Genomic DNA, 15,733 nt, shown 5'->3' with positions numbered 1-15,733 from the left:
TCGCGCCGCCCGCACGGTCATGGGCCAGGCGTCATGCCGTGCCATCGGTCACGCCCGCGGCGGTGTCCGCGGTCAGGGCCGCTGCTGGATGGTCGTGACCGCACCGTCGACGAGCGTCACCGTGATTTCGCGGCCGTCGCGGCGGTAGATCCAGCTTTCGCTGGCGGGTTTGGCGGCGGCCGCGCCGCGGCGGTGGCGCGCTGAACCAGCGCGATCGCGATCGCGATGGTGCGTCACGCGCGAGGGACGGCCGAGCGCTTCGCGGACCTGCGCGGCGCTGTCGCCCGACACCAGCAAATGACTGCCCACGCGCAGCGTGTCCGCGGCCGCAACGGTGGACAGCAGCCAGAGGCTGCCGACAAGAATGATGCGCATGTCGTACTCCTTCCCTGGTTCGTGCCCCGACCGGTGCCTGGGCGGTGGATGCCCGTTTCTCGGCGGGCTCGGGCTATCGCCGATCTTGCCGGCGCGCTGTCGCCATGACCGTCCGACGACGAGCCCGCGCTCTCGTGCTTCTTCCGTGGCCGACCCTACCACGCGGGAATGGCCCTAGAACCCGCCGCCCTCGGCCAGATAGGCCAGCTCGTCCGGCGTGCTGGCCCGGTCCAGCGCCGCATTGCGATGAGGGAACCGGCCGTAACGCGTGATCACCTCGCAATGACGGCGGGCGTAGTCCAGAAAGTTCTCATATTGCCCGCGCGAGGTGGGCGACGCCTGTAGGGCCAGCGCGCGAAACAGCGTCACCGAACGCCACTGCAGCGCGAGGTCCTCGGCATGCTCCAGCGGCAGGTAGGCGAACACGCGCTCCAGCGGTTCCAGCGCCTCGTCGTCACGGCGCTCGAGACCGGCCAGGGCCAGCGCCTGCGCCTTGCCGTCCAGGGCGAAGGCGCGCGCGTCGCCGCGATGGATGTTGCGGCTGAACTGGTCGAGCACGATCAGCAGAGCCAGCCAGCCATGCGGCGTCAGCGCCCAGCTGTCCAGCTCGCCGATGGCGGCCGCTTCGAGCGTGCCGGTGAACCGTTCACGGATGGCCTGGTCGAAGCCGACGTCGCGCAGGAACCAGCGCACGGTGTTCTCGTCCGCGAACCAGAAATCCAGCACTTCGCGCGCGCTCGTGTTCATACCACCCCCTTGGCGGGCGCAGCTTAGCAGCGCCCGGCGCGCGCCAGGCTATGCATGTCCAGGTGGATGCCCTGCAGCCGCGGCAGCTGGCGGCGAAGCACCAGCGCGGCTTCCGGCGGGGCGTGCTGCATGCCCCGCTCGAAGGCGTGCACCAGGGCCGCTTCGCCATGCGCCAGGCGGGCGATCCAGGCGACGTCGCGGCGCGGCGTGTCGGGCAGCAGCCATTCGATCATCTGGCGCCGCGCGGCACCGCCGAAGCGGCCGCGGCGCGCCGGAGTGCCGCCGAGCTGCCTCACCTGCAGCTGCAGGTCGGCGATCACCTGGTCCAGCGCACTGGCGTTTTCCCCCAGCACCACGCGCAGCCCGGGCTCGCTGGCCTGCGTGGAAGCGTCGCGGTACAGCGCACGCAGGTCGATGCCGCGGCGGATCAGCGCGTTGAAGATCGTTTGCGGGCGCGGCGCCACGTGGCTCGTTCCTGCGGGTCGTAGGGGAGCGGACATGGTCGGCCCCCGCCACTTAGCCGCGGATTAACTTGCGGGACGCGCAGGGCGCGACCCGCCCTCGTCCTCAGGCACCGTTTGGGTTGGTCGGCCATTCACATGGCCAACCACGGCGCTGACGCGCTCGGCAAAGAGTGGCATACGCCTTGGACCTGACCGGCCTCAGCCCCCGACCTGCACCAGGTCCAGCGGTCGGCCGTCGGCATCACGCACGCCTTGCTGCAGGTCCGCCAGGCGGCGGATCGAGGGGCACAGGGCCTGCACCTGCGGCCGCAGCGCCTGCATGCGCCGCTGCAGCCGCGGCTGCATCTGCGTGGCCAGGTCCGTCGCCTCGTCGCGCAGGCGCGCTGCCGCATCCAGGTCGCCGCTCATGGCGGCGGCGAGCGCCTGCTGGCCCAGGTCGGCGGCGACCAGCGGCACCAGCTCGCCGGCGATGCGGTTGGCGTACTGCTGGGCGAGGTCGCCTTGCCAATCGTGCGTGCTGTTGCTCTGCGCGATGCGCCGCCTGAGCTCGGCAGCCTGCGCGGCGAGGCGACGGTTTAGTTCATCCATGGTGGCGGGCGCCAGATGCATGTCGGCCGCTTCGTCGTGCATGGCGCGCGCGGCCAGGTCGACGCCGGCATCGGCCACCGCGCGCACGCGCGGCACCAGCGCACGCAGCGCGCGCTCGAACAGGGCCAGCCGGTCCTGGCTCTCGGCATCCAGCTGCACCGGGTGGCCATCGGTGCGCAGGCTGCCTGCGGCGAGCTGCACCTGGAAGGGCGCCGGCTGCGGGCGGTCGAATACCAGACTGTCGGGCTTGACCGTGAGGTCGTAGCTGCTGCTGGCGTGGCAGGTGGCCGCCAGGTCCTGTGCATGCAGGAGCGGCTGTGCGGTGGACAGCAGGAGACAGGCGATCAGGTGCCGCGGGCGCATCGCGAGCTTTCCGTGGAGGCGGGGACCCAAGCGATACCTGCCCCTGCGTCAACCCGGGCTGAACCAACCGGCGCCGGCGGCTCAGCCCTGATCGAGCGGAGTGAGGAGCGAGAGACTCGGGGGCCCGAAGACCCCGTCACCGGAAAGCGCGTCGGTTGCGCCGCTGAGCATCTTGTCCTTGTCGAACCAGGGTGCCGGCTCCACCGGCCCCGGCACATAGCCCTGCCACTGACCATAGGCGTCATGCCCGACGAGGTGGCCGCGCTCGCCGATGGCGTAGCTCACCGGCACCAGAGCGATGCGGTACGGCTCGCGGTCGGATGTCGCAGCCGGCTCGAAGGCCCACTGCCGCAGCGCCTTCACGCTCGCCTGCGCGAACAATCCGCGCAGGCGGCCCAGCTCGCGGTCGTCGGCGAGCACGCGCAAGTCGACCTGCCTGGCGAACGCGTCCGCAACACGGCCCGAGCGGTCCACGCGCAAGACCACGTAGGCCGTTCCGCTCGCCCGGTCTTGCATTGCCTCACGCGGATAGTGCGGCTTCTCCTGGGGGCCCACCGTCTTCATGCCGGCGCGATGGTCACCGAAGTAGGCGCTGCGCACGGCGACCTGGAAATTGCCCCCGCCGATCGGCTTGGCCAAGATGCGCAGGTTCATCCGGGCCTTGGCGGCCACCGGCTTGCCATCCTGCAGTACCGGCTGGAAGGTCCACGTCGGCAGGGTCTTGCCGATGACATCGACCACGACCGGCGGCAGTTTCTCGGGGTGGTCCAGCGCGAAGCCCAGCACGGTGCCTTCCGGCGTGATGTCAATGGTGCCCGTCACCACCATGCTGCCTTCGACACGTTCCCGAACGGCACGCAGCCCGCCGGCCAGCACAGTGCCCGCCAGCATCAGCCCCACGATCCCCGCCAGCAGCCGTTTCATCGATCCACCTCCCCAAGTGGCAGTGCGCGCAGTCTAGTTCGGATCGAAGGTTGTACGCCCTAGGCGGTCGGCCGGATGGCTACCTGCGTACAACGAACTGCGCACGCACTTCCGGCCGCCCCAGCTGCCAGGCCAGCCACAGCAACAGCGGCACCAGCAGGGCCTTGAGCAGCAAGCCGAGCAGATAGCTGCGGCGAGCCTGCTCGATCACCAGCAGCAGGATCTCCGGCCGCGGCTGGGCCAGTGCGTGGGCGCGGGCCTGGGCGAACTGGTCCCATTGCGCGAACAACAGGCCGCCGCTGGCCAGCACCCACAACACCAGCAGCAACGCCACCACGCGCAGTGCCTGGCGTGCCCAGGGCTGGCGCAGGATGCCGCCGGCGCAGGCCACGACGACAACCAGGGTCCCGGCCAGGTAGGGCCAGTCGCCGTAACGCAGATACTGCACGCCACCGAAAGCGGCGAGCAGCAGCAGCATCCAGGTGGCCACGCGCCAGGCGGCGAAACGCGGCAGCATGGCGACGGCGACCTGCGACATCACGAGACCGCCCTCGTCATCGGCAGACCGGATGGGACGATGGCGATCGACGGCAGCAAGCGGCGCATGGCGGCTCCGGAGACGAAAGACGCGCGAGTGTACGACGCAACGGATGCGCGCGTGGATCGCCCCTGCCTATGGCGAAAGGCAGCCTTCGGCCCCGCCTACCGGCGCGCGATGGTGAACTTGCCAACCGAGACGCCCAGGTCGATGCCCTGGCCGGTGCCGGACAGGGCCAGCGAGGTGGTGCCCTTGGTCAGCACCTGCGCATGCGCGCTCTTGACCACGCCGGCCTCGGCGCCGGCCTGCACGTAGTCGCCGAACACCTCGGCGATGCCATGCACCCTGGAGATCTCGCCCTTGCCGTTGTCGATGCGGTACTTGCCGGCCGTCAGGCCGCCGCCGACCACGCTGATCTTCACCGGCGCGCTCTGGCCATTGTTGCAGGTGACCATGCCGGTACCTTCAGCCTGCTTGTAGATGATCGACCAGCCATGCAGGTTGTAGCTCAGCTCGCACTTGACCATCGGCTCGGCGGCGCGGGCGCGCTCCACCGGCAACGCGGACAGCGCCGTAGCGCCGGCCAGGACCAGGCTCGCCAAAGCGGCGGTACGCATGTTCATGGCAGCTCTCCTCTTCCCAACGGTTGCTTGTGTCCCGCGGTCGAGTCTGGCCCGGAGCCGGTGAAGAAAGCGCCAGCAAACAGGGCCACAGCCGTTCACGATCATCGCGCAGCGGGCGCTCCATGCTCAGCGCAAAGCTCCGGAGGGCGTGCATGCGGTCGATATGGCAATCCAGCGTCGAAGTCGTCAAGCGCACCGCCAGCGGCGCGGCCGAGGACGACCTGATGACGCACGCCGCCGCCGTCGCGTTCTATTCGGCCCTTTCGTTCGCGCCGATGCTGGTGCTTCTCTTGTGGCTGGTCGCCTCGCTGCAGCCGGCGTGGCAGCAGGAGCTGGTCGGCTCGATCAACAACCTGGTCGGCACGCGGGCCTCCGATGCGGTGAAGCTGGTGATCAGCAACGCCAAGCAGCGGCCCCAGCTGGGCCACTGGGCCGGCATCATCGGCCTGGCCGTGACGCTGATCGGCGCATCGACCGTGTTCGCCCAGTTGCAGCTGGCGATCAATCGCGTGTGGAACCTGAAGGCGGCGCCGCGCAACGCGGTTTTCAGCTGGCTGCTCACGCGCATGCATGCGCTTGGCTTGCTGCTGACGCTGGCCTTCCTGCTGATCGTCTCGCTGGTGGCCAGTGCGGCGATCGCGGTATTCGTTCACAGCGACACCCTGGCCTGGCAGGTGATCGAGGCGCTGGTTTCGCTGGTTCTGTTCGGATTGGTGTTCGCCTCGATCTACAAGGTGCTGCCGGACGCCCGCATCGACTGGCGCGACACGTTGCTCGGCGGCGTATTCACCGCGGTGCTCTTCGCCATCGGCAAGTTCGGCATCAGCCTGTACCTCTCCCACAGCAACGTCGGCGGCGCCTACGGCCCAGCCGGCAGCGTAGTGGTACTGCTGGTGTGGGTGTACTACTCGGTGGTGATCCTGCTGCTCGGCGCCGAACTCACGCAGAACGTGGCCGAGGTGCGCGGCGTGCCTATCCGGCCCAACGTGCACGCACAGCTGGTCGGGCCGTGCGACCGCTGAGCGGCGAGGCATAATCGGTCAGCCCGATCCTTCAGCCATCACGCGCAACGGAGAGGCGCCATGTTCAGCTACTCACTGGTCGGCTACGACGGCTCGCCCACCTCGCAGCGGGCGTTCCAGCTCGCCGTCGCCCTGGCGCGCGCCTGCCGCGGGCGGGTGCGGGTGGTTTCCGTGCTGCAGGTGACCGAAGGTGGCGCCGACGCGTGCGCCTTGATGATGGCCGACTCCAGCGCGCAGCGCGCGCAGGAACTGCTGGACGAGCTGGTCGAGATGGAGCCCGAGGCCGGGGACCTGATCGACGTGGAAGTCACCCACGGCAGCCCGGGCGACGTGCTGCTCAGCCAGGTGCAGCAGCACGGCATCGACCACATCGTGATCGGCCATACCGAGCGGGGAAACCTGGCGCGCTGGCTGCTCGGCTCGGTTTCCGGCGATGTGCTGGCCCGCGCGCACGTGCCGGTGACCGTGGTGCGTTAGGCTCGTAGGTCGGGTGGGGTTAATCCGCCTTGGTCGCGAGGCCTTATGCTGTCCGTCATCCTCTCGTCACATGCGCGCTTGACGCCGCGCCCCCACAGGATGCCCGCGTGAGCTACACCCCTTCGCTGCCCTGGACGCTGCAAAGCCTCGACCTCGCACAGATCGACCGCTCCCAGGTGCGCCACAACGAGGAACTGTTCTTCCTCCTCTGCAGCTCTTCCTTCGTGGAGAGCGGCTCGGACCTGTACACGCACAACCTGGTCGCGCACTTCGATGGCGACCAGGAACTGCAGACGTGGCTGAGCCAGCACTGGGAACACGAGGAACTGCAGCACGGCCGCGCGCTGGCCGCCTACGTGCGCGCGGTGTGGCCGGAATTCGACTGGGACACCGGCTTCGCCGCGTTCTGGGCCGAGTATGGCGCGGTGTGCACCGCCGAGCAGCTGGAAGACAGCCGCGGACTGGAACTGGCCGCGCGCTGCGTGGTCGAGACCGGCACCGCGAGCCTGTACCGCGCGCTCAACGACATCACCGACGAGCCGGTCCTAAAGCAGCTCACCGGCTACATCAAGAGCGACGAGGTGCGCCACTACAAGTACTTCTACCAGCACTTCCGCCGCTACCGCGAGAACGAGGGGCTGGGCCGATACAAGGTGTTCCGCGCGGTGCTCAAAAGGGTCAACGAGATCCGCAGCGAGGACAGCGACATCGCGCTGCGCCACGTCTTCGAGCAGTGCTACCCGCAGCACAAGGGCGACCGCGAGGCGTTCCGACGGGTCGCCGGCAAGGCGCAGGACCTGCTGCGGCGGCACATCCCGGCGGAGATGACGGTGAAGATGCTGCTCAAACCGCTGGATTTCCCGCCGCGGCTGCAGGGCGCGCTGGAAAAGCCGCTGGCCAAGCTGGCCGAGAAGCTGTTCCTCAACTAGTCCCTGGCCGGCTCCCGCGGCTGCGCCTGGATCTGCCGCTGCTCCTGCTGCAGGGCCTTGAGCCTGGCCACGTCGATCGGGCGGATCCGGGTGATGGTGCAGGGGAACTGGCCGTGCCCGGTTAGCACCTTGTCGAAGTTGACGGACACCTGGTTCATGTTCGAGGTCAGGCCGATCGCGCTGGCGAAGGGCAGCTGGTTGCACCCGGGCACGTCCAGCAGCCACGCCTCCCTGGGCCGGGTATAGATCGCCACCTCATCGGTGCCCAGCGGCTCCCACGACCACAGCGGCGTGAAGAAGTGGAAGCTGCTGACCGGCGCGCCGGCGGCAGCCTCGTAGGCGGCCGTGCGCTGGGCCTCACGCTGCGCATAAGGGACGCTGGAACAGGCGGCCAGCACCGCGGCGGCGGTGCTGGCGAACATCACGCGCTTGAACGACATGGGTATGCCTCCTCTGCCAGGCAGCCAATGCAATCAACGCGCAGGTGACGCGCCGGTGCACCGTCCTACTTCTTCCTTTTCGGCAGCGCCTGCCACTTGGCCGGGTCGAAGCCCCCGACCTCGTAGACCAAGGTCTGCTTCTTCTCACCGTCGACCAAGGTAACGTCCATGGTGATCTTCTTCGCCTTCTCCAACCTGGAGATGAAATCCTTGTCGTCGCGGATCATCAGCGCCGGCTCGCCGGTGGAGGGGGCAAACGCCTTGATGCCATGCGCCTTGCCATCGAACGAGGCGGCAATCGTGCAATTGCCGCGGCAGACGAAACCATGGCCGCTGCCGAACAGGAACGCGTTCTGGCCCCATGCGGTGTGCCGGCGCAGCACCAGCCGCACGCGATCGTTGCCGGAAGGCTGGCTGGAGTAGATCGTCGCGGTCGACTGCGTGCCGCCTTCCATGGGCGACACCTGATACAGCCACAGCGCGGCCAGGCGGTTCTTCTCGCTGTTTTCCTTCCAGCGCTTCTCGATGTCGGGCAGGGTCTGCTGGACCTCTTTCGCCGCGGCGCTGCCGGGGTAATGGTCGAGGATGTCATGGCCCATGGCCACCGCCATTTCGTCATTGTGGATACGCAGCAACTGCCGGTAGGTGTCGAGCTTGCGCGCCGAGTCATCGGTCTGCGCCGCGGCCGGGGCGTTGGCCGCCCCCTGGTCCTGCGAGCTGCAGCCGGCCAGGGCCAGTGCGCCGCACAGCACGATCGCGGCAGGACGGAAAGGCAGCTTCATCGGCACGCTCCTTGGCGAGGAAAGGGCCTTAGCGTGGAACGGGCGGGCGGAGGGCGCAAGCGCCCTGCGGCCCGCGTGCCCCGGCTCAGGACACCGCCGCCTCGCCGAAGCGTTCGCGCAACTGCGCGCGGTAGCGCCGGCTGCACGGAACGGCCGCGCCGTCGCGCAGCTTAAGCCGCGCGTCGCCGGTATCCAGCGGCTCGATCTCGGCCAGGCAGTCCAGGTTGACGAAGTAGCTGCGGTGCACGCGCACGAACCGCGCCGGGTCCAGCCGCTCCTCGATCGCGGCCATGGTCGTGCGCAACGGATAGTCACGCCCGCGCACGTGCAGATTGACGTAGTTGCCCGCTGCCTGCAGCCACTCGATCTCACGCGCGTTGACCAGGAATTCCTTGCCCAGCTTGCGCACCAGAAAGCGCTCGGGGCGCTCCACCGGCTCCACCGGCGGTCCTTCGTCGGGAGCCTGCAGCAGCCGTGCCTCGCCCTGCCAGCGCACCAACCACAGCCGCGAGAGGCAGACCAGCGCGATGATCAGGAAGTAGGTGCGCGCGTCCTTGAGGTATTCATAGCCGAAGCCGGACCACCACGGCCCGAAGTCGTAGCGCCTGCCGGCCAGGTCGTAGGCCAGCGTGCGCAGCGCCACCATGCCGCCCACGTGCACCAGGCTGAAGGGCACGGTGGCCAGCAGGTGCCAGGGCAGGCTGCGCCGCCAAGTGTCGAAGCCGAACGGCCAGCGCCGCTCCACCGCCAGTACCACCGGCACCAGCACCAGCATCACCAGCGAACTGGTCCACTCCCACACCCACGGCTCCCATGCGGCGGTCCGCGCATTATCGATCTGCGCCACCATGCTGTTGAACACGGTGTTGAGGATGGCCAGCAGGACCCAGAAGGCGATCTCGGCGGGCCGACGCCAGCGATGGAAATCGCGATATTCGAGGCTGGTGGACGGAGACATCCGGCCATTCTGGTTCGATGGCCGGTTGCGGCGCAAACAACTCGTCCCGGCCAGCTCACGGTTCGTCCCGTCCCGGCCCCGGCCGGTCACCGTGCACGCCCCGGCGGGCCTCGCACGGATTACGGTGGCCGCCCCTCTCGAGGCAACTGTCATGAAACGACGCGATCTGCTGAAAGCCGCCCTCACCCTCCCCCTGCTACCGCTGGCTGGGCGCGCTGCGCAGGCGCTGCCCAACGCCGCGTCCGGCGCAGTGCGTTCGCGGCTGCGGCCCGGGCAGCCGGGCTGGCCGGCGCCGGCCGAGTGGGATGCGCTGCGCCTCGCGGTCGGCGGACGCCTGCTGCGACCGGTGTCGCCATTCGCGCACGAGGCGAGTGCCGACGCCCGCGGCCGGGCGCTCAAGCAGCTGTCAAACCCCTTTGCGGTCGGCGACGACCCGGCGTTGACGCAGACCAGCGGCTGGGCCGGTGCCTGGACCTCGCAACCCAGCGCCTACGCAGTCGCGGCGAAATGCACCGCCGACGTGGTCGCAGCCATCAACTTCGCGCGCAAGCACCACCTGCGGCTGGTGGTGAAAGGCGGCGGCCACAGCTACCAGGGCACCTCGGACGCGCCGGATTCGCTGCTGGTGTGGACCCGCCACATGAACCGAGTGGACCTGCACGATGCCTTCGTGCCGCAAGGCTGCGCCGGTCATCTGGCGCCGCAGGCGGCGGTAAGCGTGCAAGCAGGCGCCATGTGGATCGACGCCTACAACGCCGTAACCACTCAAGGCGGCCGTTACGTGCAGGGCGGCGGCTGTACCACGGTGGGTGTGGCCGGGCTGGTGCAGAGCGGCGGCTTCGGTAGCCTCTCCAAGCGCTGGGGCACGGCGGCGTCCAACCTGCTGGAGGCGGAGGTCGTCACCGCCGACGGCCGCGTGCGCATCGCCAACGCCCGCACGAATCCGGAGCTGTTCTGGGGCCTCAAGGGCGGCGGTGGCGGCAGCCTCGGCGTGGTCACGCGGCTGACCCTGCGTACCTTCGAGCTGCCCGAGTTCTTCGGCGGGGTGAACCTCACCATCAAGGCCGACTCGGACGCAGCCTATCGCGCCCTGATCGCCGAGGCAGTGGATTTCTACCAGCGCGCGCTGTTCAACCCGCACTGGGGGGAACAGATGAAGTTCTACGGTGGCGATACCTTCGAAGTTTCCATGATGTTCCAGGGCCTCACCCGGCAGCAGGCCGAACAGACCTGGGCCCCCTTCCTCGGTTGGGTGCAGGCCCGCAAGGACTGCCGCATCACCAGGCCATTCCAGGCGCTGGCGGCGCCGGCCCGACACCTCTGGGACGCCGAATTCCTCCGCAAATACCTGCCGAGCGCCATCGTGTCGGACGCCCGGCCGGGTGCGCCCCGCCACCACTTCCTTTGGGCCGGCGATCATGATCAGGCCGGCTGGTTCATCCACGGCTACCAGTCGGCCTGGCTGCCGGCCACGCTGCTGCAACCGGGGCAACAGGCACGTCTGGTCGATGCACTGTTCAACGCCGCGCAACACCGGGGCGTCTCGCTGCATTTCAACAAGGGGCTGGCCGGCGCGCCGGCCGATGCGCTCGCCCGCGTCCGCGACACCGCCACGCATCCGCAGGTGCTGGACGCCTTCGCCCTCGCCATCAGCGCCGCGGGCGGCGACCCCGCTTACCCGGGCATGCCGGGCGCGAAGCCCGACCCAGCCATGGCGCGGCACACGGCGGCCGCCATCGAGCGGACGATGGATGCGCTGCGCGCCGTGGCACCGGGAGCCGGCTCTTATGTTTCGGAAAGCGACTACTTCCTGCGCGACTGGCAGCAGGGTTTCTGGGGCGAAAACTACCCGAGGCTGGCCAAGGCCAAGCGCATGTACGACCCCGATGGCCTGTTCTTCGTGCACCACGGCGTGGGCAGCGAAGGCTGGAGCGAAGACGGCTTCACCCGCATCGCAAGCCGTTAGTCCGCCGGACCGCGGCCTATGACCACGAGGGCGCATCCGCATCGAGGTGCTCGATGCGCACGATCTGGTCGAACCACACGTAGCGTTTCCACTCGGAGATGCCCGGGCGCTCCAGGTGCGCCACGCCGTTGCTGCCCTCGTTGCCCTCCCCATCGTAATACTCCTGCACGGTCGGGCGCGCGGCCACCACGCCCTCGCAGGTGCTCCCGTCGGCCAGGTACAGGCGCACGCGGGCGCCGTTCTGCAGGTGCTCGACCAGGCCGTTGAAGCGGGCGATGGTGGGCTGGTCGGTGTAGACGTGTTCGGCCTGGCGGCCCATGGCCGGTCTCCTGCTTCGGCAATGGGGCGAGGCTAGGGCTGTGGCGGGCAAGTGGTCGTGAAGTTTCCGGCGCGGGACGCCTGCGGCGATAATCCGGCCCCCTTCCCCCCGGAATCCCCATGCCCGCCGATTCGCTGCTCAAGCACCGCGCCTTCGTGCAGTTCTGGTTCGCCCGCATCGCTTCGGGCTTCGGTTTCCAGATGCTCTCGGTGGCGGTGGCCTGGCAGATCTACGCGATCACCGGCCGCGCGCTGGACCTGGGCCTGATCGGGCTGGTGCAGTTCTTTCCTTCGGTGATGCTTGCCCTGCCGGCCGGGCACGTGGCCGACCAGTTCGAGCGCCGCCGCGTGGTGCTGATCGGACAGGTGGTGGAATGGTGCGCGATCGTGCTGCTGGCGGGCCTGAGCTTCACCCACCGCGTGCACGAACTGGGCATCCTCGCGCTGGTGTTCGTGATCAGCACGGCCAAGGCATTCGAGTCGCCCTCGATGTCCTCGCTGCTGCCGGCGTTGGTGCCGCCGACGATCCTGCCGCGTGCGGTAGCGGTGAGCGGCTCGGCCTTCCAGATGGCGATGGTGCTGGGGCCGGCCGTCGGCGGCCTCCTCTACGTGGCAGGCCCTGGCGTGGTGTATGCCGTGGCTGCCGGGCTGTATCTCGTTGCGGCCACCCTGATGGCGCTGCTGCGCTACGAGCAGGCGCCGCCGAGGCGCGAGCCCGCCACGCTGAAATCGCTGTTCGCCGGCGTGCATTTCATCCGCGAGCGCAAGGACGTGCTGGGCGTGATCTCGCTGGACCTGTTCGCGGTGCTGTTCGGCGGCGCCACCGCGCTGCTGCCGATGTTCGCCAGGGACATCCTGCACACCGGGCCGTGGGGTCTGGGCCTGCTGCGCGCGGCGCCGGCGGTGGGCGCGCTGCTGATGTCGTTCTGGCTGGCACGACATGACCTCACCCGCCGCGTGGGCATGCTCATGTTCGGGTCGGTGGCCGGGTTCGGCCTGGCCACGCTGGTGTTCGCGCTATCGCCGTGGATGTGGCTTTCGCTGGCGGCGCTGTTCGCCGCCGGCGCGTTCGACATGGTGAGCATGGTGATCCGCGGCTCCATGGTGCAGCTGGACACCCCCGACGCCATGCGCGGGCGGGTCAACGCGGTCAACTCGATCTTCATCAACACATCCAACCAGCTGGGCGAGTTCGAGTCGGGCCTGGCCGCAGCCTGGTTTGGCGCGGTCGGCGCCACGGTGCTGGGCGGCATCGGCACGCTGGTTGTGGTGGGGCTGTGGATGGCGATGTTCCCGACCCTGCGCCGGCGCCAGCGGCTGCACGTGGAGCCGGAAGCGATCGAGTCGGCCGAGGGCGCATCCGCCGGCACGGTTTAGCTGGCTGAGCATGCCGCTCCCAGGCGGCTACCGGACGCAACCCTTTTAGCGTCCATGCCGAGTTCATTCGCGCCGACGGCACGCCGTTGGCTGCAGAGGGGTCAGCGGGAAGGCCAGGATTCCAAGCGTTCGCCCGGCAACCTCTACGGCAAGCCGGTGACGGTCCATTACGACCCGACCTCGCCGCCGACGCTGGTGGCCGGGCGGATGGCTGCCGCGCGCCAGGCGGCGCTGGTGAGGCCAGCCTGAACCACGTGACCTGTTTCGACGCTTCGCTCACGATGCCGCGGTCAGGCTGGGGCTTCGTCGCAAAGGAGGCTCCCGTGATGAGACACCGCGATATCGAAGATCGCTTCGACGGCGCCAGCGAACGCGTGCGTGATCGCATGCGCCAGTACGCCAACGGCACGGCCGACACCGCCACCGACCTGATCGAGCGCGGCCGCCGCCTGAGCGGCCGCCTCGGCCGCCGCAGCGCAGGCTACGGCAAGCAGCTCTCGCACATGGCCGAGGACCTGGCGGACGAGGCCAGCTACCAGTACCGCCGCGTGCGCCGCCACGCCAGCCGGCACCCGGTGGCGGCGGTCGCCCTCGTCGCCGGCACGGTCGGCGCGTTCCTGCTGCTGCGCAAGCTGCTGCGCAGCGACGAGGACTAGAACTCGCGTGCGCCTCGGCCCTCTCTTAGCGTGAGAGGGCCGGGGCGGAGGCCACGCTTGCGGGGAGATCCGTTCATCCGCGGATGCGCGGCTCCGGCACCGTCGGCGTATGCGGATCGATGGGCGGCAGCTCCGGCTGCTGCGGGCGGCCCGGATCGATAGGATCGCGCGGCGGCGGCGGCGGCGGATCCTGCTGGGGATGTTCCGGCTCGCCGGGCGGGCCGTAGCGCCACAACTCCGGGTGACCGCCGGGTTCCGGAGTGGGCATGCCCAGAATCGTCGGACTCATGGATATCCTCGTATCGGCTGCCGATGCATCGAAGTATCGGCAGCCCGCCGTGCGCGGCGCGCGAAGGAGCCGTTCACACCACGCAAGGCACCCGCCGTGATCGCTGGACGATCCCCTCGAGGGAGACAACGAACCCGCGGAACGCTGCCCCGTCTTCCCGCAGGCGAGAGGTGGCAAAGGGCAAGGTAAGCTTGGCCGTCCCTCGACGGCCTTCCGCATGCCAGCCAAGAGCATCACCTACCATCACCCCGTCGCGTTCTGGCTCGGCTGCGCCTGCGTGGTCGCGGGCGTGCTGGCGCACCTGCCCATGCTGGCGATGGCCGCACCCATGCACTACCGCCTGGCCGGCATGCCGATGGACCGGCTGATGCTCATCGGCATGGCCCTGGTGCCGGCCGGCGTGCTGCTGTCCGCCTATGGGCTGATGCCGCGCCTGGCGCAGATGCGCCGCACCCTGCATCCCGAGCGTACTCCGCTGCCGTTCCATTCCGCCGACCACGTGCCGCTCAACCGCGAGCACTGGAAGCTGGTCGCAGTACTGACCTTGGCGCTGGCGGTGGATGTGATGAAGCCGGCCACGATCGGCTTCGTGATGCCGGGCCTGTCGGCCGAGTACGGCATCAGCGCGACCACCGGCGGCCTGTTGGCGCTGTCGGCGTTGATCGGCACGACGGTGGGCTCGGTGGTGTGGGGGCGCCTGGGCGACCTGTTCGGGCGACGCGCCACCATTCTGCTCTCGGCGCTGATGTTCATGGGCACCTCGATCTGCGGTGCGATGCCTTCGTTCGGCTGGAACCTGGTGATGTGTTTCATGATGGGCGCGGCGGCCGGCGGCATGCTGCCGATCACCTTCACGCTGATGGCCGAGACCATTCCCACCGCGCACCGCGGCTGGCTGCTGGTGGCGCTGGGCGGCGTCGGTACCTCGGCCGGATACCTGCTGGCCTCGGGTGCGGCCACGCTGTTCGAGCCGGCCTACAGCTGGCGCTCGCTGTGGCTGCTCAACCTGCCCACGGGCGCGCTGATCGTACTGCTCAACCGCTACATTCCCGAGTCGCCGCGCTTCCTGGCGCTGGCCGGACTGGAGGAACAGGCACGCGCGGTGCTGCTGAAATTCTCCGGCAACACGCTGCCGGCGTACGAGGCGGCACCCGCCGCGCTGACGCACGCCCAGATCGGCATGCGCGAGCTGTTGCGCGGGCGCCATGCGGCGATCACCTGGGGCCTGATGGTCTGCGCAGTGGCCTGGGGTCTGGCGAATTTCGGCTTCCTGCTGTGGCTGCCGGCCAACCTGGTCCAGCTCGGCATAGACGCGCACGCCAGTGCCGCGCTACTGGCACGTTCGGCGGTGCTCGCGTTGCCGGGCATCGCCGTCGTGGTGGCGTGCTACCAGCGCTGGAGCAGCATCCGCACGCTGGTGCTGTTCATCGCGTCGACGGCGGCATCGCTGCTGCTGTTCCTCGCTATCGGCTGGATGGGATTGCGTTCCGAAGCGCTGACCACCACGGCGACGGTCGCGCTGCTGCTCAGCATCAGCGGCGTGATCGCCACGCTGATCCCGTATGCGGCAGAGATCTATCCTGTGCACTTGCGCAGCACGGGCTCCGGGCTGATCGCCGGCGGTTCCAAGCTGGGCGGAATCCTGGGTGCGCTGCTGGGCGTACTCGGACTGTTCGAGCACTTCATGCTGTCGGCATTGCTGATCGCGCTGCCGATGGGGCTGGCGGCATGGATGCTGGCGCGGCGCGGGATCGAGACGCGCGGCCACGGGCTGGAGGCGATCCAGCAGGCGTTGTCCGAATAGGATTACGGCAACATCCGTCGCTCCACAGCCGCGTTCGGTGGCGAGTGGTTTGTTCGTTCGCGCTACCGAGCGTTGACGCAGTGCGAACCGGCG

General features: G+C 69.1%; 20 protein-coding genes. 8 read left to right on the top strand and 12 right to left on the bottom strand.

Annotated features, from left to right (window positions below; all coding sequences use genetic code 11):
• Positions 1-72 precede the first annotated feature (72 nt).
• The 7 genes from VGU65_RS02600 to VGU65_RS02570 form a co-directional block, all read right to left on the bottom strand.
• Complete coding sequence (locus VGU65_RS02600) at positions 73-375, bottom strand: hypothetical protein (RefSeq protein WP_327472604.1); 303 nt, start codon at positions 373-375, stop codon at positions 73-75.
• Between the two features lie 174 nt (positions 376-549).
• Positions 550-1,122, bottom strand: coding sequence for a DUF924 family protein (locus VGU65_RS02595; RefSeq protein ID WP_327472603.1), 573 nt, complete (start codon positions 1,120-1,122; stop codon positions 550-552).
• Between the two features lie 23 nt (positions 1,123-1,145).
• Positions 1,146-1,586, bottom strand: a complete 441-nt coding sequence (locus VGU65_RS02590; RefSeq protein WP_327472602.1) for a PA2169 family four-helix-bundle protein — start codon at positions 1,584-1,586, stop codon at positions 1,146-1,148.
• 198 nt (positions 1,587-1,784) lie between these two features.
• Complete coding sequence (locus tag VGU65_RS02585; protein ID WP_327472601.1) at positions 1,785-2,537, bottom strand: DUF2884 family protein; 753 nt, start codon at positions 2,535-2,537, stop codon at positions 1,785-1,787.
• Between the two features lie 81 nt (positions 2,538-2,618).
• A complete protein-coding gene (locus VGU65_RS02580) occupies positions 2,619-3,461 on the bottom strand; it encodes an energy transducer TonB (protein ID WP_327472600.1) in 843 nt (280 codons plus the stop codon).
• A gap of 79 nt (positions 3,462-3,540) precedes the next feature.
• Entirely contained in the window at positions 3,541-3,999 is a 459-nt protein-coding gene (locus VGU65_RS02575) for a hypothetical protein (RefSeq protein ID WP_327472599.1), read from the bottom strand.
• 164 nt (positions 4,000-4,163) lie between these two features.
• The gene (locus tag VGU65_RS02570) at positions 4,164-4,622 is read right to left on the bottom strand and encodes a hypothetical protein (protein WP_327472598.1); all 459 of its coding nucleotides are present in this window, start codon (positions 4,620-4,622) and stop codon (positions 4,164-4,166) included.
• A 152-nt stretch (positions 4,623-4,774) separates the two neighbouring features.
• On the opposite strand from VGU65_RS02570, the gene VGU65_RS02565 reads away from it, so the two are divergent.
• The 3 genes from VGU65_RS02565 to VGU65_RS02555 all read left to right on the top strand — a co-directional run bounded on the left by VGU65_RS02565 (position 4,775) and on the right by VGU65_RS02555 (position 7,050).
• Positions 4,775-5,644 carry a YihY/virulence factor BrkB family protein gene (locus VGU65_RS02565; RefSeq protein WP_327472597.1) on the top strand — a complete coding sequence of 290 codons (870 nt, stop codon included), beginning with the start codon at positions 4,775-4,777 and terminating at the stop codon, positions 5,642-5,644.
• 60 nt (positions 5,645-5,704) lie between these two features.
• Positions 5,705-6,121, top strand: coding sequence for a universal stress protein (locus VGU65_RS02560; RefSeq protein WP_327472596.1), 417 nt, complete (start codon positions 5,705-5,707; stop codon positions 6,119-6,121).
• A 107-nt stretch (positions 6,122-6,228) separates the two neighbouring features.
• Complete coding sequence (locus VGU65_RS02555; RefSeq protein WP_327472595.1) at positions 6,229-7,050, top strand: ferritin-like domain-containing protein; 822 nt, start codon at positions 6,229-6,231, stop codon at positions 7,048-7,050.
• On the opposite strand, the gene VGU65_RS02550 is transcribed toward VGU65_RS02555, so the two are convergent.
• From VGU65_RS02550 to VGU65_RS02540, 3 genes are all read right to left on the bottom strand, one after another.
• Positions 7,047-7,490, bottom strand: coding sequence for a DUF6491 family protein (locus VGU65_RS02550; RefSeq protein ID WP_327472594.1), 444 nt, complete (start codon positions 7,488-7,490; stop codon positions 7,047-7,049). The two genes, VGU65_RS02555 and VGU65_RS02550, sit on opposite strands and share 4 nt — an antisense overlap.
• A 65-nt stretch (positions 7,491-7,555) precedes the next feature.
• Positions 7,556-8,272: a hypothetical protein gene (locus VGU65_RS02545; protein WP_327472593.1), complete on the bottom strand. Its 717-nt coding sequence runs from the start codon at positions 8,270-8,272 to the stop codon at positions 7,556-7,558.
• A gap of 85 nt (positions 8,273-8,357) precedes the next feature.
• Positions 8,358-9,230: a LytTR family DNA-binding domain-containing protein gene (locus VGU65_RS02540; RefSeq protein WP_327472592.1), complete on the bottom strand. Its 873-nt coding sequence runs from the start codon at positions 9,228-9,230 to the stop codon at positions 8,358-8,360.
• A 151-nt stretch (positions 9,231-9,381) separates the two neighbouring features.
• Here VGU65_RS02540 and VGU65_RS02535 point away from each other — a divergent pair, with 151 nt between their 5' ends.
• Entirely contained in the window at positions 9,382-11,196 is a 1,815-nt protein-coding gene (locus VGU65_RS02535) for an FAD-binding oxidoreductase (RefSeq protein ID WP_327472591.1), read from the top strand.
• Between the two features lie 16 nt (positions 11,197-11,212).
• Here the strand turns inward: VGU65_RS02535 and VGU65_RS02530 are convergent, their stop codons facing one another.
• Positions 11,213-11,515 (bottom strand): DUF3247 family protein, encoded by a 303-nt coding sequence (locus VGU65_RS02530; protein WP_327472590.1) that lies wholly within the window; start codon positions 11,513-11,515, stop codon positions 11,213-11,215.
• 119 nt (positions 11,516-11,634) lie between these two features.
• On the opposite strand from VGU65_RS02530, the gene VGU65_RS02525 reads away from it, so the two are divergent.
• The 3 genes from VGU65_RS02525 to VGU65_RS02515 all read left to right on the top strand — a co-directional run bounded on the left by VGU65_RS02525 (position 11,635) and on the right by VGU65_RS02515 (position 13,547).
• The gene (locus VGU65_RS02525) at positions 11,635-12,891 is read left to right on the top strand and encodes an MFS transporter (RefSeq protein ID WP_327472589.1); all 1,257 of its coding nucleotides are present in this window, start codon (positions 11,635-11,637) and stop codon (positions 12,889-12,891) included.
• Positions 12,892-12,945: 54 nt separating this feature from the next.
• Positions 12,946-13,140 carry a hypothetical protein gene (locus VGU65_RS02520; RefSeq protein WP_327472588.1) on the top strand — a complete coding sequence of 65 codons (195 nt, stop codon included), beginning with the start codon at positions 12,946-12,948 and terminating at the stop codon, positions 13,138-13,140.
• A gap of 77 nt (positions 13,141-13,217) precedes the next feature.
• A complete protein-coding gene (locus VGU65_RS02515; protein ID WP_327472587.1) occupies positions 13,218-13,547 on the top strand; it encodes a hypothetical protein in 330 nt (109 codons plus the stop codon).
• 73 nt (positions 13,548-13,620) lie between these two features.
• On the opposite strand, the gene VGU65_RS02510 is transcribed toward VGU65_RS02515, so the two are convergent.
• Positions 13,621-13,836: a hypothetical protein gene (locus VGU65_RS02510; protein WP_327472586.1), complete on the bottom strand. Its 216-nt coding sequence runs from the start codon at positions 13,834-13,836 to the stop codon at positions 13,621-13,623.
• Positions 13,837-14,053: 217 nt separating this feature from the next.
• Between VGU65_RS02510 and VGU65_RS02505 the strand changes: the two genes are divergently transcribed.
• Positions 14,054-15,640, top strand: a complete 1,587-nt coding sequence (locus VGU65_RS02505; RefSeq protein WP_327472585.1) for an MFS transporter — start codon at positions 14,054-14,056, stop codon at positions 15,638-15,640.
• Positions 15,641-15,733: the final 93 nt, after the last annotated feature.

Origin of the sequence: Frateuria sp. (assembly GCF_035943815.1) — a bacterium.
Classification (GTDB): Bacteria; Pseudomonadota; Gammaproteobacteria; order Xanthomonadales; family Rhodanobacteraceae; genus Frateuria_A.
This window is presented reverse-complemented; position numbering and strand designations above follow the sequence as displayed.

Bases quoted from the DNA above. Each gene is read 5' to 3' on its own strand.
- VGU65_RS02505 (WP_327472585.1), top strand. From the start codon at position 14,054: ATGCCAGCCAAGAGCATCACCTACCATCACCCCGTCGCGTTCTGGCTC.
- VGU65_RS02575 (WP_327472599.1), bottom strand. From the start codon at position 3,999: ATGTCGCAGGTCGCCGTCGCCATGCTGCCGCGTTTCGCCGCCTGGCGC.
- VGU65_RS02515 (WP_327472587.1), top strand. From the start codon at position 13,218: ATGAGACACCGCGATATCGAAGATCGCTTCGACGGCGCCAGCGAACGC.
- VGU65_RS02550 (WP_327472594.1), bottom strand. From the start codon at position 7,490: ATGTCGTTCAAGCGCGTGATGTTCGCCAGCACCGCCGCCGCGGTGCTG.
- VGU65_RS02520 (WP_327472588.1), top strand. From the start codon at position 12,946: ATGCCGAGTTCATTCGCGCCGACGGCACGCCGTTGGCTGCAGAGGGGT.
- VGU65_RS02525 (WP_327472589.1), top strand. From the start codon at position 11,635: ATGCCCGCCGATTCGCTGCTCAAGCACCGCGCCTTCGTGCAGTTCTGG.
- VGU65_RS02595 (WP_327472603.1), bottom strand. From the start codon at position 1,122: ATGAACACGAGCGCGCGCGAAGTGCTGGATTTCTGGTTCGCGGACGAG.
- VGU65_RS02570 (WP_327472598.1), bottom strand. From the start codon at position 4,622: ATGAACATGCGTACCGCCGCTTTGGCGAGCCTGGTCCTGGCCGGCGCT.
- VGU65_RS02580 (WP_327472600.1), bottom strand. From the start codon at position 3,461: ATGAAACGGCTGCTGGCGGGGATCGTGGGGCTGATGCTGGCGGGCACT.
- VGU65_RS02585 (WP_327472601.1), bottom strand. From the start codon at position 2,537: ATGCGCCCGCGGCACCTGATCGCCTGTCTCCTGCTGTCCACCGCACAG.
- VGU65_RS02535 (WP_327472591.1), top strand. From the start codon at position 9,382: ATGAAACGACGCGATCTGCTGAAAGCCGCCCTCACCCTCCCCCTGCTA.
- VGU65_RS02560 (WP_327472596.1), top strand. From the start codon at position 5,705: ATGTTCAGCTACTCACTGGTCGGCTACGACGGCTCGCCCACCTCGCAG.
- VGU65_RS02545 (WP_327472593.1), bottom strand. From the start codon at position 8,272: ATGAAGCTGCCTTTCCGTCCTGCCGCGATCGTGCTGTGCGGCGCACTG.
- VGU65_RS02600 (WP_327472604.1), bottom strand. From the start codon at position 375: ATGCGCATCATTCTTGTCGGCAGCCTCTGGCTGCTGTCCACCGTTGCG.
- VGU65_RS02565 (WP_327472597.1), top strand. From the start codon at position 4,775: ATGCGGTCGATATGGCAATCCAGCGTCGAAGTCGTCAAGCGCACCGCC.
- VGU65_RS02510 (WP_327472586.1), bottom strand. From the start codon at position 13,836: ATGAGTCCGACGATTCTGGGCATGCCCACTCCGGAACCCGGCGGTCAC.
- VGU65_RS02540 (WP_327472592.1), bottom strand. From the start codon at position 9,230: ATGTCTCCGTCCACCAGCCTCGAATATCGCGATTTCCATCGCTGGCGT.
- VGU65_RS02530 (WP_327472590.1), bottom strand. From the start codon at position 11,515: ATGGGCCGCCAGGCCGAACACGTCTACACCGACCAGCCCACCATCGCC.